The sequence below is a fragment of the Serratia liquefaciens genome (assembly GCF_027594825.1).
Taxonomy (GTDB): Bacteria; Pseudomonadota; Gammaproteobacteria; order Enterobacterales; family Enterobacteriaceae; genus Serratia; species Serratia liquefaciens_A.
This window is the reverse complement of sequence record NZ_CP088930.1, coordinates 165,329-186,996: the sequence shown is the minus strand read 5'-3', so window position 1 is coordinate 186,996 and position 21,668 is coordinate 165,329. Positions and strand designations below refer to the sequence as shown.

The following is a 21,668-nucleotide window of genomic DNA, read 5'->3' as shown; positions in this document are numbered from 1 at the left end:
ATTAAACTGGCTCATTAAAAGGCGGAAATACGAGAGTATTCCTAATGTGTTAACCGACTTTATATCTCATTCTCTCTGGCGGCTTTTTTATCGCGCAGAAACGGCTATTGAATATTTCCACCCGCAGGCTTTTTATTGGCTAGCATAAATGACAGGTGGTTTTCAGAGGAAATGACGAATGAGTGTTCTACCCGAGCGCAGTGATGAAAAACCGCCTGTGGATATGGCTAATGAAATTTTTAATGGTTTACCTAATCTCATTGGCATGGGTAATAGCCTCGGGGGACATTTCAATAAGCTTTGGTGTGAATATACCGGCCTCTCCTCATCTGATAACCCAGGCACTTGCTGGTTGAAAGCCTTGCACCCTGCCGAATACCCCCAGATCGAACCGCTATGGCAGCAGGCAATAGCCACGGCTAGCTATTTCGTCAATGAAGCTCGCCTGCGGCAATACAACGGTGAATACCGCTGGTTTTTACTGTCGTTTGGCGCAAATAAAATGCCTGATACTGAGGAAATACACTGGTATCTGAGTGGCACCGATATCCATGATTCCGTATTGGAGAAACAGCGCATTTCCACCACGCTGGCCGCGCAGAAAAACATGCTTGATGCCAGCGTCGACTGCATCAAGGTCATTAATAATGACGGCACGCTGCTGCACATGAACAGAGCCGGCAGCGTCGCTCTGGGCATAGGTGAGCACCAACCGCAATTTGGCATGCCCTGGCTGAATCTGCTGCAACCCGAAGTGCGCTCGCGCGGCAAAAAAGCGCTGCGTAAAGTGCTAACCGGTAAAAACGCCCGCTTCGCCGGCCTTAGCGCTACGCCTGACGGCAAGCTGCAGCATTGGGACAATATTCTCAGCCCGGTCTTCGATAACGAGGATCGAATAGAAAATATATTGTGCGTCTCGCGCGACGTCAGCTCTCAGCGAATAGCGGAAAAACGTTTGCTGATCGCCAGTGAATACGACGAACTGACCGGCTTGCCCAACCGGCGGTTATTCAACAAAAAATTAAAACAGGAAATGAAGCGAGCCCTGAGCAGCAATAAATCCCTCGGGTTGATTTTGCTGGACCTCGACCATTTTAAACTGGTTAACGACACCCTTGGGCACGCCGCCGGCGATCATCTGCTACGCGTCTTGTCCCGCCGGCTGACGGCTTATTTAAATCCAAACTCGTTCGTTTCCCGTTTGGGCGGCGATGAGTTTGCGATTGTGATAGGCGACGTTGAAAACGAGCAGGATATTTACAAAATCGCCAATACCTTTCTGATGCAGCTCGAGTCACCGATTACCCATGGCGGTAAAACGCTGCATTGCGGTATGAGCATCGGCTGCGCACGCTATCCGCAGGATGCCCGCGACGCCTCGGAACTGATGAAATGTGCCGATACCGCCCTGTATGAGCTCAAGGACGGCGGGCGGGGCGGCGTTTATATGTTTCACCCACAGATGATGGATAAGGCAAAAGAGCGTGCGGCGCAGCTTCATCACGCGCGGCAGATAGTCCGCGATAATCAAATCCGCCCCAGCTACCAACCCAAGGTCAGCCTGGCAACCGGCGCCATTGTGGGCTTCGAGGCGCTGCTGCGCTGGTATTGTCCGCAACAGGGCATGAGGATGCCCGAAACCGTCGTCGAAGCATTCAACGATTACGAATTGGCAACCAAGATCAGCGAAACCATGCAGATGAAGGTTTTTGCCGATATCGCCGGCTGGATCGCATCTGGCGTTGAGGTGTTGCCGGTGTCTTTGAATGCCGCACCTATCGAGTTTTTACGTGATAACTACGCTGAAACTTTCCTGCGGCGTCTGCAAATGTTTCGCATCCCCCACCATCTTATCGAGCTGGAGGTCACTGAACATGCATTCAACAAGCACGGTTCGAAGTATGTGCTGCGCGCTTTGCAAATGCTTAAGGAAATGGGGATCAGGATCGCGCTTGATGACTTTGGCACCGGGCATTCCTCCTTTACACACCTGATGGACTACCCTCTGGACTGCATCAAGTTGGATCGGGATTTCATCCGCCGCATGAATAACGAACCGGCGATTTTGGGCATCGTGGAAAGCATGGGTATTTTGGGGCAGAAATTATCCATTGATATTATTGCGGAAGGCATTGAAACCGAGCTACAGCGGCAAACGCTGCGTGATTCCGGCTATCACCTGGGGCAAGGATTTCTGTTCAGCCAGGCCGTCGAAGCAGCCAAAGTAATCAATATGCTACGAGAAAATATCCTTTCAAACTCCTGAGCAGGTACAATACTTTCCGGTACTTTTTAGGGAAATAATGATGATTCGACAGTTCATAACGGGTGACGAAATTGCGCTGTTTCGCGTTTTTTTCTCTGCGGTACATAAGATCGCATCACGCGACTACACCGCTGAACAGGTCAATGCCTGGGCTCCCGCCGATATTGATCAACAGCTTTGGGCGGCACACATGAGAAATTTACGCCCCTTTGTCGTTGAGATTGATAAAGAAATCGTTGGCTATGCCGATCTCCAACCTGACGGCTATATCGATCATTTCTTTGTATCCGGCGCCTATGCCCGACAAGGCGTTGGGACTTTATTGATGAAGCGTATTCACGAAGAAGCCAGACGGCTGGGGCTAAATGAGCTGACCTCGAACGTCAGCAAAACCGCAGAACCCTTCTTTATCCGCCAGGGATTTGAGGTCGTTGAACGGAAAAGTCCGGTCTTGCGTGGCGTAGTGCTGCAAAATGCTTTCATGCGCAAAAATCTCGACGTTTAAGCCCTTCACGCTCACCGAGTACTCCCCCTCCTTTGTAACCTGACCGTTTCTAAAATTAGTTAGCCAATTTTGTTCGTTCACAGATTTAGCGGCTTGAAGGATAGTGAGTTGACCGCCTCAACAACATAATAATGCAGGTAATAATAATGATACATAGCGCAAAACTCACCGCAGCGGCGGCACTCCTGAGCCTTTCCGCGCTGGCACATGCCGCACCGGGTCTGGACCTGATCGCCAACGAAACCCCTATTCATACCCAGAAGGATCCGGAGGCTGCGGCCAAGATCCCCGCCGGGTTCAAATTTGTTGAACCGGGAACCCTGACCGTAGCCGTCGCGATCCTGGGCAGCGGCCCACCGTTCGGTCTGTACGCCCGCGACAATAAAACGGTGATTGGCAGCGAGTCGGATATTGCCAGGCTGGTTGCCGACGGGCTGGGGTTGAAACTGAAACTGGTGCCGACTTCATGGGAAGACTGGCCGTTAGGCGTCACCTCAGGTAAATACGACGCCGCGGTTTACAACATTACCGTCACTCAGGAACGTAAAACCAAATTCGACTTCGCCACCTATCGCCAGGATACATTGGGCTTCTACGTGAAATCCGACAGTAAGATCACCTCGATAAAATCGGCACCGGACATTGCCGGCAAAAAGATTATCGTAGACTCCGGCACCAATCAGGAAGCCGTGCTGCTGGCCTGGGATAAAGAGAATCAGGCCAAGGGGTTACCTGCCCTTCAGCCGATTTATGTCACCGACAAGGCGGCGTCGACGCTGGCCATCCAGTCCGGTCGTGCGGATGCGACCTTCGGGCCGAATGTGTCCGGTGCTTATCAGGCGAAACTGACCGGTAAAACCCGGTTGGTCGGCATCGTGCCGGGGGGTTGGCCGCGCAGCGCCAACATTGCCGTCACGCTGAAGAAAGGCAATGGTTTGGTAGATGCGGTGCAGGCTTCGCTCAATAGCGCTATTGCCAACGGCAGTTACCTGAAGGTGTTGGATCGCTGGGCGGAAAGCGACGAGAAAATCGAACAATCCGAAATCAACCCACAGGGATTGGGCGATAAATAATCACCACGCGGGGTCCTGAATGGGCCCCGAGAGGCCGCAGACAAAGTGCTCTGTGGTTAATGGTAGGGGCGCAGCATGCTGCACCCAATAGCATAATCAATGAGTTAAATCGGGTCGGCCCCCTACCGGTTAGCCTTTTAGAGTGTTTGTCAGCAGTCTGGCGGGGCCCTGAATGGGCCCCGTTTTGTCAGTTCTCGGTGCGATGTTTCTCCATCTTGCGGTAAAGCGTACTGCGCGAGATCCCCAGGCGTTTCGCCGCCAGGCTGATATTGCCCCTGGCGTTTCGAATGGCCTCCAACATGTCCACCGATACGCTCTGCGGCGCTACGGGGCGAGCAAGCAGATGAAACTGCTCCGGCAGATCCTCAAGCCTGATCAGGTTGCCGTCATCGGTCAAAGCCAGCAGCACTTTCAAAGAGCTCAACAGCTGCCGCACATTACCGGGCCAGGAATAACCGGCCAAGGCCGCGATAGCGTCCGGCGCCAGTCTGATACCCCGCGCATCACCACCCAATTCGCGCCAGAGATTGAGGATGAAACGATCAACGTGAGCGCGCTGCCGCAGCGGCAATATGCGCAGGCTGAATTCCTGTATGCGGTACAGCAAGTCTTCGCGGAATGCCCCTGCCGTCACCCGCTGTTCCAGATCCTGGTGGGTGGCACAGATAAGTGAGAAATCAACCGCATAGCTGACGCGGCTGCCGAGCGGCGTGACCGTCTTTTCCTGCAGTACCCGCAATAACCGGGTCTGCAAACTCAATGGCATATCGCCAATCTCATCGAGGAACAACACGCCACCGTCGGCCTCTCTGATCTTGCCGACGTAGCCTTTGCTGCTGGCGCCGGTAAAAGCTCCTGGCGCATAGCCAAAAAGCTCGGACTCGATCAGGCTTTCCGGCAGGGCTGCACAGTTGATTGCCACAAAGTTGCCCTGCCGCCGGTGGCTTTCCTCGAACAAACGCTGGCTGAAATATTCTTTGCCGCACCCGGTTTCCCCGCTAATGCATAGCGCCAGCCCGGCATTAAGAATACGCAGGGCTTTCTGCCGGTCGGCACCGTCACGATCATAAGGCTGCAGCAGCGGCCTGACGTACTGCGTTGGGCGCTCCGGCATCTGCAACAGTGAATAATAGTGACGATTATTCACTGCCAAAGTCTGTCGTGGCGCATTCAGGGTCTGAAGGGACATTTCCGGAAACAGCGTGGCAAAGTCCATCGCCCCAAAGGCCGCCGCGCTGAGATTGAATTCCTGCATCGCTAATCGGTTGGCCGCGGTGAGAATTTCATCGCGAAACACCAATATCATCTCATGAGCGCTGCCGAGAACCCGCGCATCGCTGTGCAGGCGCAGTGTCCAATGACGGTCGGTGACACAACTTTTCACCCATTGATGTTCAATGTGCCGGACAGCCTGCAGAATCAACGAACCTGCTTCGCTGTAAGGGTGTTGGGCTGGCGTAGAGATATCCAATACGCCGGCGATCAGGCCGTCGGGGCGATATATCGGCGCGGCGGAGCAGTAAAGCCCGGCATTCTGATTGAGAAAATGCTCGTCGCCATTGACTTCGCACAGTGCCCCCATTGCCAAAGCGGTACCGATGGCATTGGTGCCACGCTCCTGCTCGCCCCACAGATTGCCTGGTGCCAGAGAGACCCGCGATGCCTTACGCAAAAAGTGCGTGTTTCCGCAGGTTTCCAGTACCAGACCACCGGCGTCGGACACCACCACAATGGAGGGTTGGCGGTTGATTTCACTGCCCAAGCGCTCGAGCAGCGGCCGCGCGAGCTGCGCAACCCAACCGTTTTGCCCGCGCACTTCTTTCAATAGCGTCGGCCGGATAAAAGGAACATGATCGTCGCTTCGCTTGAGGCCATAGTGCCGGCTGCGTGACCAGGATTCGGACAGGGGGCCGGAGAGTGACAGGCGATCGTCGTCAGAGAGACACCCGGTCTGGGTGGTCTGGTCTTTATGCAGCATACCCAACTCCCGCCAATTAAAGTGTTGCATTTTTGTATCATGAATGTGTCCCATGCGTTGCGACATGGAACACAAAAAACAATAGAAATGAATAGTAAGCCAGTGGCTTTATTGGCATTGGTAGTTATTATTAATCTTTAATATATTGATATAGTTATATTATTTATTTGTGTGACGCAGCTTTTCATCAATGTGGCATGGGCAATGCTTAGGTGTCTGTAGAGTGCCGGCAATCAGGCACCACCCTTACAGTCTCCGTTCCCATGAGAGGTGTTACATGAAATACGTTCATCCCGGTTTGCCAGGCTCGTTGGTCTCTTTCAAACAGCGCTACGGCAACTACATTGGCGGCAAATTTGTCGAACCCGTTTCAGGCAACTACTTCACCGACACCTCCCCGATGACAGGTCAGACTGTCGCCGAATTCCCGCGTTCCGACGCGAAAGATATCGAACAAGCGCTGGATGCGGCGCATGCTGCAGCCGAAACCTGGGGGAAAGCCAGCGTTCAGGAAAGGTCTAATGTGCTGCTGGCGATCGCCGATCGTATGGAGTCAAAGCTCGAATTGCTGGCACTGACCGAAAGCTGGGACAACGGCAAACCGATCCGTGAAACGCTGAACGCGGACATTCCGCTGGCGATCGACCACTTCCGCTATTTCGCCGGCTGTTTGCGTGCGCAGGAAGGCACCGCCGCAGAGATCGATCAAAACACCGTGGCCTACCATATTTATGAACCGCTTGGCGTGGTTGGGCAGATTATTCCCTGGAACTTCCCGCTGCTGATGGCCGCCTGGAAACTGGCCCCGGCGCTGGCCGCCGGCAACTGCGTGGTGCTTAAACCGGCGGAGCAAACCCCGCTCAGCATCTGCGTGCTGCTGGAAATGATAGGTGACTTGCTGCCGCCGGGCGTGCTCAATGTGGTTCACGGTTTCGGTAAAGAAGCCGGTGAGGCATTGGCAACCAGCAAGCGTATCGACAAAATTGCCTTTACCGGCTCAACCCCGGTAGGCCGCCATATTCTGGCCTGCGCGGCGGAAAATATCATTCCCAGCACCGTGGAGCTGGGCGGCAAATCGCCGAACATCTTCTTTGAAGACATCATGCAGGCGGAACCAGAATTCATCGACAAGGCGGTTGAGGGGCTCATTCTTGGCTTCTTCAACCAGGGTGAAGTCTGTACCTGCCCTTCGCGCGCCCTGATTCAGGAGTCGATTTACCCGCAATTTATGGAAAAAGTGCTGGCGCGCATCACTACCATTCGCCAGGGTGACCCCTTTGACACCGACACCATGATCGGTGCCCAGGCGTCTCAGCAGCAGTTCGACAAGATCCTGTCTTACATCGAGATCGCTAAAAACGAAGGCGGGAAAATCATTGCCGGCGGCGAGCGCGCCAGTCATGAGCAAACCTTGCAGAGCGGTTTTTATCTGCAACCCACCTTGATTACCGGCAATAACAGCATGCGTTTCTTCCGTGAAGAGATCTTCGGACCGGTGATCGGCGTGACCACTTTTAAAGACGAAGCCGAAGCCCTGGCATTGGCCAACGACAGTGAGTTCGGGCTGGGTGCCGGTTTGTGGACCCGCGACGTTAATCGCGCCTATCGCATGGGGCGCGCCATCAAGGCCGGCCGCGTGTGGACCAACTGTTATCACCTCTATCCGGCGCATGCTGCCTTCGGCGGTTACAAAAACTCCGGCGTCGGCCGCGAGACCCACAAGGTAGCGCTGTCGCATTACCAGCAGGTCAAAAACCTGTTGGTCAGTTACGACAGTAAACCGCTCGGGCTGTTTTGATTCTTTCGCGTTACTGAAAGCTGGATGGCCTTTCTGCGTGCTGACAAATCGTGAAAAGGTTAATCCGGTAGGGGTCGGACATGTTCGACCCGATTTAACTCATTGATTATGCTTTGGGCGTAGCATGCAGCGCCCCTACCATTAAACAACAGAGCACTTGTCACAACCACTAAGGCCACCGAGGTGGCCTTAGTTATTTGCGCGGGATTATGATGCGGAAAGATCGATAACCATGCGGCCACGAATAGTGCCCGACTTCATCTCTTCGAAGATCGCGTTGATGTCGCCCAACGGACGCTTGGTCACTTTCGGCGTCACTTTGCCTTCGGCGGCAAACTGGAAAGCTTCTTTAAGGTCTTCACGGGTCCCTACCAGCGATCCCACCACCTGAATACCGTCTAGCACCAGGCGCGGAATGCTCAGGTCCATACTTTCTGGCGGTAGCCCCACGGCGACCACTTTGCCCCCTGCGCGAACCGCATTGACCGCGGAATTAAAGGCTGAACGCGCCACTGCGGTGACCACGGCAGCATGCGCGCCACCGACTTTTTGCTGAATGATTTCTTCGGCGTTTTCAGTTTTGGAGTTGATGACCAGATCGGCGCCAATTTCTTTGGCGAAATCCAACTGGCCCTGATTGACGTCAATGGCGATCACTTTGGCGTTGAACACGTTCTTGGCATACTGCAATGCCAGATTCCCCAAACCGCCCAGGCCGTAAATCGCGATCCACTGTCCCGGTTTGATGTCGGAAATTTTCACCGCCTTATAGGTAGTGACGCCGGCACAGGTAATGCTGCTGGCTGCAAAGGAGTCCAGGCCATCCGGCACCTTGACCGCATAATCCGCCACTACGATGCACTCTTCCGCCATGCCGCCGTCAACGCTGTAACCGGCATTTTTCACCGAGCGGCACAGCGTTTCGTTACCATTGACGCAATATTCGCAATGGCCGCATCCCTGATAGAACCAGGCGACGCTGGTACGATCCCCGACTTTCAACGAGGTGACACCTTCACCTACGGCGGTGACGACCCCAATCCCTTCATGCCCCAGGGTGATACCGGGCACTTCGCCAAAATCGCCATTTTTGACGTGAAGATCGGTATGGCAAACGCCGCAACACTCCATTTTCAGCGCCGCCTCACCGTATTTCAGTGGGCGAAGCTGTTTATCCTGAATATCGACACTGTGGTTTTTAGTCACTACGGCTGCTTTCATAGGATATCTCTCCTCAGGTGAGTTGAAGTACAGTTGTTAATGTAGTTACTCATAACCCTGAGGGCAAGAAATGCGGGGTTTTCTTTAAAAACAAATATTTAATATCAGCCAGCGCGATTGCGGTTCTGAAACGGAAATAATGATTAACGTTTGGTTTTAGTGATTTTTGTGGCCTTGGCGGGGTTACCGGCAACGAATTCCAACGTTGGCGAATAGTAAAAAGGCAACCAGGCATGGTAACTGCTTTCCCATTCCCACTTTACCGGGCAGGGCCACAGAATATCTTCATGCAGGATGTAGTAAACCCATCGCCCGTGCGGGCGGCGCGGTTTGGCTGTACGCATAGCGTCTGGCTTCTTCGGGGCGGAACGGTTATCGCTGATATTCAATAGCCCGCAGTCGCATAACCACGTTGCTGGGCTTGGAGGCAACATCCTTCGTGATGGGATATAAATGACCGATCTTCATGTTAAATTCTCTTTGTGATCAGGGATACAGAGTTACCTGGCACAAATTTAACATGGACCGCGGTCCGCAAGCCATCTTTCCCCTCCGGAGGACGATCCGTCGACACTTAACTGTCATCAATTATTCATACCAGATAAATACTCAGCAGCTAGGGTGGGCACAACATGCCAATTCAAGAAGCGCTATGAGCTATTTATCACTGAGCAACATCACGAAAACCTGGGGCGATAAAACCGCACTGGATAACATCAGTTTTGAAGTGCAGGAAGGCGATTTTGTCGCGCTACTGGGGCCATCCGGCTGTGGAAAATCTACCCTGCTGCGTACCCTGGCCGGCCTTGAGTCCGCCGACAGCGGTACGATTGCCATCCAGCAACGTGATGTGACCGCCCTGCCGCCTTCGCAGCGCAAACTCTCGATGGTTTTCCAGTCTTACGCGCTATTTCCCCACCTCAGCGTGCGGGAGAATTTGCTGTTTGGCCTGCGGGCCCGTGGAGAGGACAAACAGCACTTTGCCTCGCGCCTGGCGGACATCAGTAAGCTGATGGAGCTCGAACCCTTGCTGGATCGCCTGCCGTCCCAGCTTTCCGGTGGGCAACAACAGCGCGTGGCATTAGGGCGCGCGGTGATAGCCCAAAACAAACTGTGCCTGATGGATGAACCGTTATCCAATCTGGACGCCAAACTGCGTCAGAGCATGCGCCGTGAAATTCGCGCGCTGCAACGCAAGCTGGGGTTGACCATGCTGTATGTCACCCATGATCAAACCGAAGCCATGAGCATGGCGGACAAGATAATACTGCTCAACGATGGTCGAATTGAGCAGCACGATACGCCAGACAACCTTTATAACAATCCCGCCAGCATTTTTGCCGCACAGTTCATTGGCGCACCGCCGATGAATATCTTGCCTTTAACGCGCAAAGGCGATGGTCATCACATTGGCAACGCCCCTCTTCCGGTGCTGTCAGACCGCCAGGAGACGGTATTGAGCCTGGGCATTCGCGCCGAAGAGATCGGTCTGTGCGCGCCCGGCAGCGGCAATCTCACCGGCCAAATCATCAGCTACGAATATATGGGTGCCGATACGCTCGTCGTTTGCCATCTGCCTGCGCTGCAAGAACCGATCACGGTGAAAACGCCCGGAATGCAACGTTTTTCCGAAGGCAGCCTGGTCGGCCTGCAATGGGATGAGCGCGCACAGTACCTGTTTTCCTCCAGCAATGGTGAGCGTTGCCACCACAGGGAACACACTTTTCAAACCGTGACACAGCAATACGCAATTCAATAATCAAAAACATCACTTTATTTCAGGGGAATTCCATGTCTGTCTCGCTCCGTTTATTTAAACTAAGCGCTGCCACCCTGCTGTTGGCCGGCGTTTCCGTTTCTGTCCTGGCGGCGGATGCCGTTAAGCTGCAAATGTACTATCCGATCGCCGTCGGCGGCAAAATCAGCCACACCGTTGAAGGGCTGGTCGCAGATTTTGAAAAGCTGCACCCGGACATCAGCATTCAGCCGGTCTATACCGGTGACTATGCCACCACGGTGACCAAAGCATTAACCGCCTTTCGCGGCGGAAATGCACCGCAAATCGCCGTCATCGGGGATATCGAAGCGTATTCTCTGATCGACGCCGGGGCTATCTTGCCGGTCAGCGATCTGGCTGACGATCAAGCCGGCAAGGCCTGGATCGACGGTTTCTACCCGGCGTTTATTCGCAAAATCCAGAATAAGGTGTGGGGGATCCCATTCCAGCGTTCTACCGTGGTGCTGTACTGGAATAAACAGGCGTTTCAGCAAGCCGGGTTGGAGGGTGATACGCCACCGGCCAACTGGCAGCAGGTGGTTGATTTTGGCCAGAAACTGGTGGTGCGCAGCGGCAACGAAGTTAAACAGTGGGGCATTGAGATCCCGTCCACCCCAATCGGCTACTGGACCTTCCAGGGCATTGCCGCCACCAACGGCAGCCATTTGGATAACGGCAAGGGAACGGCGGTGACCTTCAACACCCCGGCCAACGTTGAAGCCTTAACCTGGCTGACCGATCTGGCACAAAAATATGGCGTTTCGCCCAAAGGCGCCATTACCTGGAGCACCACGCCGCAGGACTTTATCGACGGTAAAACCGCCATGATGGTCACCACCACCGGCAACCTGACCACGGTACGCGAAAATGCCAAGTTCCCGTTCGGCGTCGCCATGCTGCCGGAGAAAACCCAGCGCGGCAGCCCGACCGGCGGCGGTAACCTGTATCTGTTTAACGGCACCAGCCCGGCGCAGCAAAAAGCCGCCGTGACCTTTATGCAATGGTTATCCGCACCGGAGCAAGCGGCCCGCTGGAGCATCGCCACCGGGTATGTTGCAACTTCACCGGCAGCCTGGGAAACCGCGACCATGAAAGAGTATGCCGCCAAGGTGCCACAGGCGACCGTAGCTCGCGAGCAGTTAAAATACTCGCAGCCGGAGCTGTCCACCTATAACAGTGTGCAAATTCAGGAATTGCTGAACCGCGCCGTGGAAGCCGCCGTGACGCAGAGTAAAACGCCGTCGCAGGCGCTGGAAAACGCGCAGAAACAGGCTGACCGTTTATTGCAACGCTACCAATAATCGAGGCAGGCATGACCCCATCGCATTCTGCCTTGTACACCGCCCGCCGGCATCGTTTTACCTTGCAGCTTTATGGCTATTTGCTGGTGCTGCCGGCTTTGATTTTTCTGATTACCTTTACCCATTATCCGGCGTTGGCCACGGTATGGGAAAGCGTATTCAGCGCGGCGCACAACAACCGCCCGGCCCAGTTCATCGGGCTGGATAACTACCTCGCATTGCTGGATGACGAGACCTTTATTCTGTCGCTGCGCAATAACCTGCTGTATGCGGCCATCACCATTCCGCTGGCGGTGGGCTTGGCACTGCTGATGGCCCTGGCGGTCAACCGACGCCTGCGCGGTACCGCGTTCGTTCGTGCCGCCTTTTTTATTCCTTCATTGCTGCCGATGGTGGCGATCGCCAATCTGTGGTTGTTTTTCTATACCCCGCAGGTGGGGTTGTTGAATCAGCTATTGGCGCTGTTTTCGCTGCCTGCGGTTAACTGGCTGGGTGACCCGCAGTCTGCGCTTTATTGCCTGATGGCGGTATCGGTGTGGCGCGAGGCCGGTTTCTTCATGATTTTTTACCTGGCGGCACTGCAGCAAATTGATCCCAAACTTGCCGAAGCTGCCGAAATCGAAGGGGCATCACGCGGCTATTTTTTCCGCCGCATCCAATGGCCGCTGCTGATGCCCACCACGCTGTTTATTCTGATCAACGCTTCAATGAACGCCTTTCGCATTGTCGATCAGGTGATAGCCATGACCAACGGCGGCCCCGACAACAGCACCAGCCTGCTGCTGTTTTACATCTACAGGACGGCGTTCAGCTATTGGGACCTGCCCTATGCTTCGGCAATGACCGTGGTGCTGCTGGTCATTTTAGCCAGTATCGCGTTAATTAAATTCAATCTGCTGGATAAGCGAGCCCACTATCAATGAGCCTTTCCATCGCCGCGTCAACGCCGAAAAAAGTTTCACTACGCCGTATGGGTTGGGGCTTGCTCACCTGGGCCGTTGCCCTGCTGTGGATCTTGCCGATCCTGGTGGCCGGCTGGATCGCCATTCACCCGGTAGGCGAACAGGGAGGCTTTTCACTCTTTGCCCCTTTGACCACGCAGAACTTTATCAATGCCTGGCATGCAGCGCCCTTTGGCCGCTATTTTCTTAATACCATTTTGCTGGTGCTGCTGATCGTGGTTTGCCAACTGATCCTGGCCACCATGGCAGCCTATGCGCTGGTGCGTTTCAGGCTTAAAGGGGCCGGCATTCTGTTTGCCCTGGTCTTGCTGCAGTTGATGATCAGCCCGGATGTCCTCATTCTGAACAATTATCAAACCATTGGCTCGCTGGGCTTGCGCGATACGCTATTGGGGATCGCCCTGCCTTACTTTGCTTCGGCGTTCGCTATTTTCCTGTTGCGACAAACCTTCAAAAGCATCCCACTGGTGCTGGAAGAAGCGGCGATTGTCGAAGGCGCCAGTCGGTTTTACATTCTGCGCCGCATCTATATTCCGCTGGCGAAACCGGTGTATGTCGCTTTTGCGCTGGTGTCGATAAGCTTCCACTGGAATGACTTTCTCTGGCCGCTGGTTATTACCGACTCGGTCAATGTACGACCACTGACCGTTGGGCTGCAGCTGTTCTCTGCGCCGGAGCAAGGCGTGCAATGGGCGCTGATCGGTGCGGCGACGCTGATGACGTCCGTGCCTTTGCTGATCTTGTTTCTGGTGTTTCAACGTCAGTTTGTTCAATCCTTTATGCGCGCCGGCATTCGCTAGCGCTGAGCAGGTAACCCATGACTTCACACCTCACAGCTGCACAAACCCTGGCCCTGGGGGCCGTCAGTACGCTTTATCGGGCGCCGCAATTTACTGAACAATCCGGGCAACCAGAGAAGCTGCGCTTTGGGCTGATAGCGGATCCTCAGTATGCCAACGCCGACCCCAACTTCGAATACAACCGTTACTACCGTAACAGCCTGCGCAAGTTGAGCCAGGCCATCACCCAGCTTAATGACTTACCGCTGGCCTTTGTCGCCACGCTGGGTGATTTGGTTGATCGGGACTGGGACAGCTACGCCGATTTGTTGCCGGTGTATCAGCAATTACGTCACCCGCATGCCGTGGTTATGGGTAACCATGATGCGGATGTCATTTCCTGCCATTTGGCGGCGCATTCTCCTGCGCTGGCGTTGCCGAAGCACTACTACCAGTTCAGCCTGAAGGGCTACCGTTTCATCGTGATCGACGGCAATGATCTCAGCCTGTATTGCAATCAGGCTAACGGCGACGAGTATGCCCAGGCCCAGCACCTGCTGGCCAGGATCCGCGCCGAGCATCAACCGCAGGCGCAAAGCTGGAACGGCGCCGTCGGCGATGAGCAACTTCGCTGGCTGGAGTGCAGCCTGGCGGACGCACAGAAACAGGGAGAAAAGGTGTTGGTATTCGGCCATTACCCGCTGGCGCCAGACAATGAACATAACCTGTGGAACTGCGACGCCCTGGTCACTCTGTTGTGCCGTTATCAGGTACGCGCCTATTTTGCCGGTCATTACCATTTGGGCGATTATGTGCGGATGGGGAATACCGACTTTATTACCCTGAAGGGCATGGTGGATGGCGATGAACTGCTGCCGTTCGCCGTGGTAGAACTGGATGGCGACAGCCTTTCGATTACCGGTTTCGGGCCAGAAATCAGTCGTACGTTAGTGCGATAGCTGCACCGTCCTCAGAACGCCAGGCCTCCGCCCCCCGGGTAGAGGGTCTTGCCGGCAATCTTCATCACCTCGGCCCCCAGGGTGACAAAAGGCGCTTGTCGGCAGGCATAAATCAGCCCGCCCGCGCTGGCTCGCACCGCTTTTACCGTATCGGTGATCGGGTCGATGATTTCTGCCACCGCTTCATCCGCCTCCACCCACTCTCCTGGCTGGCGCAACAGCAGCAAAATGCCGCTGGCGGGGGCGTGGACAATCTCCCCGGCGGCAAACGGCAGCATCGCCACTTCGCGTTGCGGTATCGCCGGAGCGGGTCCGGCAACGGCGCCTCGGTGCTGTAAATAACGGTACAGGCGTTCTGCGTCACCGCTGGCCAATTCATGGCTGATATCCCGTTGTCCGCGTAACTCCAGCGTAACCGCCATGCAGCCCGGTTTGAGCTGGCTTAGGGCAGGATGCTGTTGCGCCAGTCGAAGCCAGGGCAAACCGCAGGCTTCATCAAATGAACCGCCACCGCTGTCTTGCGAAAGCAGTACCGCCTCAATGTCCATAAAACGGGCCAGAACTTCGGCCTGATGTTCCCAAGCCGGATCGGCGTACATATGCAGGATGGCGCGATCGTCACAGTGAAGATCCAGCACCACATCGGCATCACAGGCCAACAGCAGCAATTGGCGACGCAGTGCCGTGACTTCACTGCCCTCGGTCATGGCTTGCAAAACGGTACGCATCGCGGCCCGGACTTGCGGCTGAAGAGGTTGCGAGGCGCTAAAATCGTGGTTTTGCAACAGACGCGCCAGATCGGGAAAATCGCGATTGAAGTTGCGGCCGCTGACCAGATCGAAGCGCCCCACGCCACCGTTGAGCAGCACCTGCGCCAGCCCCGGGGGGTTGGCCAGCGGCACCAGGATTATTTCGCTTTGCAGCTCACCACGCCGTTCCGCCTGGCTGAGTAATCTTTTAAGATAATGCAGCACCAGCATGCCGGGCAGTTCATCGGCATGCAGACCGGCCTGCAGGTAAATTTTTTCGCCTTTACCCGGCTGGCCGAAATGAAAACTGGTGAATTGGCGCTGCCCCCCCAGGGCATGTTCAGGTAACTTATGATGTTTACTTTTCATTGGACGCCCTATCTGTGGAAAAGAAAGCCCGGCTTGATCGCATCGACAAAAAAATCCTTGAAATACTGTGCCGGGATGGCCGCATTTCCTATCAAAAGCTGTCCGAGCAGGTCAACCTGACCGCGCGCCCCTGTCTGGAACGGGTTCGTGGGCTGGAGCGCGACGGCATTATCCGCGGCTACAGTGCCATCATCGAGCTGCCGGAGCCGGAGCATGCGTTCGTGATCCAGGCGCAGATCGCGCTGGCCGACCACGGTCATTCCCAACCGGCGTTTGAGCAGGAGATGCGTAATACCCCGGAAGTGCTGGATTGCTGGCTGGTCAGCGGCAACTTCGATTTTCTGGTGCGCATTGGCTGCCGCAGCATGGAAAACTACCGGTTGCTGGCCGACAGCTGGCTGACCAGCAAGAAATTCCGGGTGGATAAAATCGTCACCCTGACCGAACTGCAATCCATTAAGCGCTCCTGAACGCCCTTAATCTCGACGGACAAACCCCAACCAACGCCGCTCCGCCCGCGAAAACAGAAATATCAGCAGGAAGGTGCACAGCAGGTACAGCGCCGCCGCCATCAAAAAGGGAATAAATGGCGAATAGGTGGCGGCATAAAGTGCCCGTGCCACGCCGGTGATATCCAGCAGCGTGACCGTGCTGGCCAGCGAAGTGGCATGCAGCAAGAACACCATCTCGTTGTTGAGTGCAGGAATGCCGCGCCGTAGCGTGGCCGGCAGCACCAACCGCTGGATGATCTGCCGCTGGCTCATGCCATAGGCTTCACCGGCAATCCACTCCTGGCGCGGAAAGGTTTCCATCATGCCGGCCAGCAGCTGCGCGACGTAGGCACTGGTATTGAGCACCAACGCCAGCGTGGCGCAGAAGGTCGCGTCGCGAAACAGCAGCCAGAAAGGCTGATCGTCCTGCCAACCCAGCTGCACCACGTCAAACTGCGACAGGCCGTAATAAATCAGCATCAATTGCAGGTACAGCGGCGTACTGCGGAAAAAGTAGGTCACGCTGCGGATCAGATAAGACAGCGGGCGTGGGCCGTAAACCTGACCTATCGCCATTAACATCGCCAGCAATAAGCCGGGGACGACCGACAACAAAAACAGTTTGGCGGTCATCGCTAACCCAGTGACGTCGGAGCCGTCACTCCACAGAAAACTCGGTGCGGCTTCCAGCATATTTTGCAGGTTCATCAGCGGGCTCCTGCATTGGAGGAAGCCAAGGCGTATCGCCGCGACAGCCGGCTAAAGCCCCAACTGGAAATCGCCGTGATCGCCATATAAATCAGCGCCACCAGGAAATAAAACAGGAATGGCTTTTGCGTGGCGCGCCCGGCCTGCTCTGCCAGCCATACCATGTCCTCCAGACCGAGGATCGACACCAGCGCCGAGGCCTTCATCAACCCAAGCCAGTTGTTGTTGATGCCGGGGATCGCAAAACTCAGCATTTGGGGTAACAGAACACGGCTAAATACCTGGCCTGGGCTCATACCATAGGCCATCGCAGCCTCCAGTTGGCCACGCTCCACGGTAAGAAACGCGCCACGGAAGGTTTCGGTATAGTAAGCGCCAAACACGAAGCCAATCGCCAACACCCCGGAGATAAAGGTGTTAAACCGCAGCGGCCCCAGCCCAAGCAGACCGAGGGCTCCGTTGACCAGCATCTCACCGCCAAAGAACAACAGCAGCATAATCACCAGTTCGGGGATACCGCGCACCAGCGTGGTGTAGCCGGTTGAAACCCAGCGCAGCCAGCGCGGACCAAAGAGTTTGATCAGTGCATTGACCAGTCCAAGCGCCAGCGCCACCGCCAGTGATACCAGCATGACGCACAGCGACATCGCCGCCCCCTGCGCCAGCAACGGCAAATACTCTGTGACCATACCTGGCCTCCCATACTTGACAGATTGCCGGGCCAGCCGGCATTAACGAGCCGGTTTAGTTACCGTAAATATCGAAGCTGAAATATTTTTTCTGGATGGCTTCGTAAGTGCCGTCGGCGCGAATGGCCTTGATCGCACCGTTAAGCGCGTCACGCAGCGCCGGGTTGTCTTTGCCCACCGCGATGCCGACGTCGGAGGAAATGCTGCTGTCCTCAATCACCGGACCGGCAAAGGCAAATTTCTGCCCGCGCGGGGTATCGATAAAGCTGCTTGCGGCCTGAGTATTGTCCTGCAACGACGCATTAATGCGGCCGGACATCAAATCCAGATAGACATTATCCTGGTTGGCGTAAGAAACAATTTTCACCCCTTTTCCACCCCAATGTTGTTTCGCGTAGGCTTCGTGTATCGAGCCGGTCTGCACGCCGACGGTTTTGCCTTTCAGGCTGGCAACGTCAGGCAGTAAAGCGCTGCCTTTACGCGCCACCAACTGGGCGGAACTGCGGTAATAACGATCGGTGAAATCCACTTCCTTTTTGCGCTCATCGGTGATGGTCAGCGAAGCGATAATGGCATCGAACTTATGGGCATTGAGCGCGGCAATCATGCTTTCGAAGGGTTGTTTGACGAACACGCATTTGGCATGCAGATGAGTACAGAGCGCATTGGCGATATCGATATCAAAACCGGTGATCTCGCCGTTGGGCGCGAGCACGTCAAACGGCGGGTAGCCACCGTCAACGCCAAAGCTGATGGTGTCGAAGGCCTGAGCCGCCGCAGGGCCGCCCAACGCCAGGCTGGTCAGTAAAACCGCTAATGTTTTTTTCATGGCTGAGATCCCCGGTAAAAGAAAAGATTAGAAACGAAGTGACAGGCAGGTCAGGCCGCCGTCCATTTTTTTAAATTCACTGGTATCAAGCTGGACAATCGGCATAGCCAATTTTTCAATTTGTGCGAGCGTGTGCGGGTAACCGCGCGGGGTAATCAGCGTATCGTTAATCCACAGCGTATTGCCGGCGTAGGACTCTTCTTCCGGGATCACGATCGAACTGAATCCGCTAAAAGCAGGATGCTGTTGGTAGTCTTCGGTCAGCAACAAGGTATTGCGGCCAACGTAATTAACGATGGACTTCAGGTGCAGACCGGCGCTGACTTCAATCGCCGTCACCCGATAGCCGTAGGGCTCCACTGCCGCAGCGAATTCGCCGATGCCGGCTTCATCGGTACGGGCCGTCAGACCGACGAAAAACTGGCGATCGACCAGCAGCACATCCCCCCCGTCCAGATGACCGCGCTGGCTCATGCGCACCACTGGCCGCACGCCTTCAAACAATGGCGCAATGGTCGCTACCTCGCCCTGACGGCTAGGCGCGCCCGGATGGGTGATCACCGCCAATTCAGGCATCACCACCGCCGTGTCTTCAACAAAGTGTGCATCCGGGAATGCGGGGGCTGCCGGTAACACTGTCACTTTTAGCCCCAGGCGGAGCAAGGTGTCCACATAGGCCAAAAACTGACGGCCGGTGGCCGCGATATCCGGCGCGCCCAATTGGGCGGTAGTTTGTCCGCTGCCGCAGCTGTCGGCAGGGAGTCTGGCAATGGCTTGAGTAAAGTGCATGGCGATTCTCTCGATTGAAAGGGACGGTCACTGTTGCTTCGATTATCAAACAGATACCGCCGCCAATCAGGTTGAATCCACGCGCCGACACTCCAGATTTGCGCTGTATATCGCTCCGCTAACGACAAATTCCGCTGTACGCGCTTTTAGGTCGTTGGCGCATTTGCGCCGGTGATACGCGGCATCACCTCTTTCATCAGCTCGAGGAATTTACGCAGCCGGGCGGGATAATAGCTGGCGTACGGATAAAGCAGATAAATCGGCAAGGGCGCGGCACGCCAGGTTGGCATTAAAGCAATAAGAGCGCCCTGCTCCAGATCCTGTTTGACCACCCAGGAGGACAACATCGCCACCCCTACGCCGTTCAACGCGGCTTTACGTACCGCATAGAGACTGTCGGTGCTTAATCTTGGGGCAATGTCAAAACGATAGGCTTCACCGCTATCCCTGTGGGTCAGGGTGACTTCGTTACGGTAAAAGCTATTCAACGCCAGCCAGGGCAACCGTGCTAAATCGCCCACCTGCGTCAGCGGGGGCTGGCTGGCCAATAAGTCAGGCGCGGCCACCACAATGCGCGGCACTTCCGCCAGCAATACCGCCACCACCGAAGGATCGGTCACGGCACCCACGTGGATCGCGCAGTCCACGCCTTCGGGGATAAAATCCGGCGAGTGGTCGTTAAGCGTCCACTCCACGCTGGTCTGGCGATAACGTTGCAAATAGTCACCCAGCGGCCCAATCAGCTGATCCTGACCGAAGGCATGCGGTGCACGCACCCGTAATACACCGACCGGCTCATCGCGTACGCCGCGCAGCTCATCCTCCATGATTTGCCACTGCTCTATCAGCTTGCGCGCATGCTGATAACAACGTTCTCCGTCATCCGTCAGTTTCATACTGTGGGTGGTGCGCTGGATTAATTTAACGCCCAACAGTTGTTCCAGTACCTGCAGGCGCCGGCTAACGGTGGGCTGTGAGGTCTGCATTTGCGCCGCAGCGGCAGAAAGACTGCCGCTGTCTACGATGCGTACCAAGGTTTGCATCATGGCTATGCGATCGCCATTGGGAAATGAGTTTTTATTCATACGCATTACGTATAACAGTTCTACCCGTTCGGGGGCTACAGTTTGCGGCAAATACTGGCAAAAATAAGCGCACTTTACCTCTATGGGATAATCACCATGACCCTGATTTCACCAGCCAATAATACCGGCGCCACACCGGCCCATGCGCTTTCCGCCAAAGTTGTCTTTCTGCTGGCGACCGGCGCCGGTCTTAGCGTAGCGTCCATTTACTATAGCCAGCCGATGCTGGGGATTATGGGAGATGCGTTCCATGCCGGAGTCAGTGACGCCGGCTGGGTACCTACGCTGACCCAGGCAGGCTACGCACTTGGGATCCTGTTGTTGGCTCCGCTGGGCGATCGTCACGATCGTCTTCAGATCATCCGCATAAAAGGCATGCTGCTGGCCCTTACCCTGCTGTTTTGCGGTTTTTCATCCTCATTCCCGCTGCTGCTGCTCAGCAGCCTGGCTATCGGCTTGGCTGCGACGGTGGCGCAGGACATTATCCCGGCGGCCGCAACGCTGGCAACCGACGCTAATCGGGGCAAAACTGTGGGGACCGTGATGACCGGGCTGCTGGCGGGTATTTTGCTTTCGCGCGTGTTCAGCGGCGTGGTGGCGGAATATTTCGGCTGGCGCAGCGTTTATCTGCTGGCGGCCGTGGCGGTGTTGGCCATCAGCTTTGCCATCGGGGCCGTATTGCCCCGTTTAAAACCCAATACTTCCCTCAGCTACCCGGCGTTGTTGCGTTCATTTGGCCAATTGTGGGCAGATTACCCGGAGCTGCGGCGTGCTGCGCTGGCGCAAGGCTTGCTGTCGATCGCGTTCAGCGCTTTCTGGTCTACGCTGGCAGTGATGCTGGCGGAACGGTATCAGTTGGGTAGCGCCGTCGCCGGGGCTTTTGGTTTGGCCGGTGCGGCAGGCGCTCTGGCAGCACCTCTGGCAGGCATGCTGGCCGATCGTCACGGGCCGGACTATGTCACTAAGATCGGCGCTGCCATGGTGGTGGTTTCTTTTGCGCTGATGTTCCTGCTGCCATTGCTGCCGCTCCCCGCTCAACTGGCGTTGATTGCCCTAAGCGCGGTAGGTTTTGATCTCGGCATCCAGGCCACGCTGGTCGCCCATCAAACCATTATTTACGCCATCAATCCGGCCGCCCGCAGCCGCCTTAACGCCATCATGTTTACGCTGGTGTTTATCGGCATGGCAAGCGGTGCCGCTCTGGGCAGCAAGATCCTGGAAACTGCCGGCTGGCCTGGCGTAGTAACGTTGGCCACGCTGACGGCAGCCGGCGGGCTGGCAATGAGGTTGTTCGCCAAAACCGCCCCACGCGTGACGGCCTGATAATGACTTTCGGCAGG

The 21,668-nt window shown here is 55.6% G+C and carries 20 protein-coding genes; 11 read left to right on the top strand and 9 right to left on the bottom strand.

Features of this window, described 5'->3' with window-relative positions; genetic code table 11:
* The first annotated feature begins 178 nt into the window (after window positions 1–178).
* The 3 genes from LQ945_RS00820 to LQ945_RS00810 all read left to right on the top strand — a co-directional run bounded on the left by LQ945_RS00820 (window position 179) and on the right by LQ945_RS00810 (window position 3,844).
* Window positions 179–2,266 (top strand): EAL domain-containing protein, encoded by a 2,088-nt coding sequence (locus LQ945_RS00820; RefSeq protein WP_269934626.1) that lies wholly within the window; start codon window positions 179–181, stop codon window positions 2,264–2,266.
* Between the two features lie 37 nt (window positions 2,267–2,303).
* A complete protein-coding gene (locus tag LQ945_RS00815; RefSeq protein ID WP_269934625.1) occupies window positions 2,304–2,771 on the top strand; it encodes a GNAT family N-acetyltransferase in 468 nt (155 codons plus the stop codon).
* Between the two features lie 146 nt (window positions 2,772–2,917).
* Window positions 2,918–3,844 carry an ABC transporter substrate-binding protein gene (locus tag LQ945_RS00810; protein WP_197022767.1) on the top strand — a complete coding sequence of 309 codons (927 nt, stop codon included), beginning with the start codon at window positions 2,918–2,920 and terminating at the stop codon, window positions 3,842–3,844.
* Window positions 3,845–4,031: 187 nt separating this feature from the next.
* Here the strand turns inward: LQ945_RS00810 and LQ945_RS00805 are convergent, their stop codons facing one another.
* A complete protein-coding gene (locus LQ945_RS00805; RefSeq protein WP_270102054.1) occupies window positions 4,032–5,822 on the bottom strand; it encodes a sigma-54-dependent Fis family transcriptional regulator in 1,791 nt (596 codons plus the stop codon).
* A 277-nt stretch (window positions 5,823–6,099) separates the two neighbouring features.
* Here LQ945_RS00805 and LQ945_RS00800 point away from each other — a divergent pair, with 277 nt between their 5' ends.
* The gene (locus LQ945_RS00800; protein WP_020826870.1) at window positions 6,100–7,620 is read left to right on the top strand and encodes an aldehyde dehydrogenase family protein; all 1,521 of its coding nucleotides are present in this window, start codon (window positions 6,100–6,102) and stop codon (window positions 7,618–7,620) included.
* 207 nt (window positions 7,621–7,827) lie between these two features.
* Here the strand turns inward: LQ945_RS00800 and adhP are convergent, their stop codons facing one another.
* Entirely contained in the window at window positions 7,828–8,841 is a 1,014-nt protein-coding gene (gene adhP, locus LQ945_RS00795; protein WP_044551077.1) for an alcohol dehydrogenase AdhP, read from the bottom strand.
* A gap of 143 nt (window positions 8,842–8,984) precedes the next feature.
* Window positions 8,985–9,185, bottom strand: a complete 201-nt coding sequence (locus LQ945_RS00790) for a hypothetical protein (RefSeq protein ID WP_017892824.1) — start codon at window positions 9,183–9,185, stop codon at window positions 8,985–8,987.
* A 308-nt stretch (window positions 9,186–9,493) separates the two neighbouring features.
* Here LQ945_RS00790 and LQ945_RS00785 point away from each other — a divergent pair, with 308 nt between their 5' ends.
* From LQ945_RS00785 to LQ945_RS00765, 5 genes are read left to right on the top strand one after another with little or no spacing between them, the layout of a single operon-like run.
* On the top strand, window positions 9,494–10,600 hold the full coding sequence (locus LQ945_RS00785; RefSeq protein WP_270102053.1) for an ABC transporter ATP-binding protein: 1,107 nt from the start codon (window positions 9,494–9,496) through the stop codon (window positions 10,598–10,600).
* 32 nt (window positions 10,601–10,632) lie between these two features.
* A complete protein-coding gene (locus LQ945_RS00780; protein ID WP_270102052.1) occupies window positions 10,633–11,919 on the top strand; it encodes an ABC transporter substrate-binding protein in 1,287 nt (428 codons plus the stop codon).
* 11 nt (window positions 11,920–11,930) lie between these two features.
* Window positions 11,931–12,842: a carbohydrate ABC transporter permease gene (locus tag LQ945_RS00775; protein WP_270102051.1), complete on the top strand. Its 912-nt coding sequence runs from the start codon at window positions 11,931–11,933 to the stop codon at window positions 12,840–12,842.
* 47 nt (window positions 12,843–12,889) lie between these two features.
* A complete protein-coding gene (locus LQ945_RS00770) occupies window positions 12,890–13,681 on the top strand; it encodes a carbohydrate ABC transporter permease (protein WP_270103032.1) in 792 nt (263 codons plus the stop codon).
* 17 nt (window positions 13,682–13,698) lie between these two features.
* On the top strand, window positions 13,699–14,619 hold the full coding sequence (locus LQ945_RS00765; RefSeq protein ID WP_270102050.1) for a metallophosphoesterase: 921 nt from the start codon (window positions 13,699–13,701) through the stop codon (window positions 14,617–14,619).
* Between the two features lie 11 nt (window positions 14,620–14,630).
* Here LQ945_RS00765 and LQ945_RS00760 read toward each other — a convergent pair whose 3' ends face one another.
* Complete coding sequence (locus tag LQ945_RS00760; RefSeq protein ID WP_270102049.1) at window positions 14,631–15,737, bottom strand: succinylglutamate desuccinylase/aspartoacylase family protein; 1,107 nt, start codon at window positions 15,735–15,737, stop codon at window positions 14,631–14,633.
* A gap of 14 nt (window positions 15,738–15,751) precedes the next feature.
* Here LQ945_RS00760 and LQ945_RS00755 point away from each other — a divergent pair, with 14 nt between their 5' ends.
* Complete coding sequence (locus LQ945_RS00755) at window positions 15,752–16,207, top strand: Lrp/AsnC family transcriptional regulator (protein ID WP_020826863.1); 456 nt, start codon at window positions 15,752–15,754, stop codon at window positions 16,205–16,207.
* A 6-nt stretch (window positions 16,208–16,213) separates the two neighbouring features.
* Here the strand turns inward: LQ945_RS00755 and LQ945_RS00750 are convergent, their stop codons facing one another.
* The 5 genes from LQ945_RS00750 to LQ945_RS00730 form a co-directional block, all read right to left on the bottom strand.
* Complete coding sequence (locus LQ945_RS00750) at window positions 16,214–16,936, bottom strand: ABC transporter permease (RefSeq protein ID WP_044551065.1); 723 nt, start codon at window positions 16,934–16,936, stop codon at window positions 16,214–16,216.
* Complete coding sequence (locus LQ945_RS00745) at window positions 16,936–17,625, bottom strand: ABC transporter permease (RefSeq protein WP_270102048.1); 690 nt, start codon at window positions 17,623–17,625, stop codon at window positions 16,936–16,938. Before LQ945_RS00745 ends, LQ945_RS00750 begins: the two co-directional genes overlap by 1 nt.
* 55 nt (window positions 17,626–17,680) lie before the next feature.
* Window positions 17,681–18,454, bottom strand: coding sequence for an ABC transporter substrate-binding protein (locus tag LQ945_RS00740; protein ID WP_269934617.1), 774 nt, complete (start codon window positions 18,452–18,454; stop codon window positions 17,681–17,683).
* Between the two features lie 27 nt (window positions 18,455–18,481).
* Window positions 18,482–19,243, bottom strand: a complete 762-nt coding sequence (locus LQ945_RS00735) for a dimethylarginine dimethylaminohydrolase family protein (protein WP_044551060.1) — start codon at window positions 19,241–19,243, stop codon at window positions 18,482–18,484.
* A gap of 146 nt (window positions 19,244–19,389) precedes the next feature.
* The gene (locus LQ945_RS00730) at window positions 19,390–20,328 is read right to left on the bottom strand and encodes a LysR family transcriptional regulator (RefSeq protein WP_270102047.1); all 939 of its coding nucleotides are present in this window, start codon (window positions 20,326–20,328) and stop codon (window positions 19,390–19,392) included.
* Between the two features lie 96 nt (window positions 20,329–20,424).
* Here LQ945_RS00730 and LQ945_RS00725 point away from each other — a divergent pair, with 96 nt between their 5' ends.
* The gene (locus tag LQ945_RS00725; protein ID WP_270102046.1) at window positions 20,425–21,651 is read left to right on the top strand and encodes an MFS transporter; all 1,227 of its coding nucleotides are present in this window, start codon (window positions 20,425–20,427) and stop codon (window positions 21,649–21,651) included.
* Window positions 21,652–21,668 lie beyond the last annotated feature (17 nt).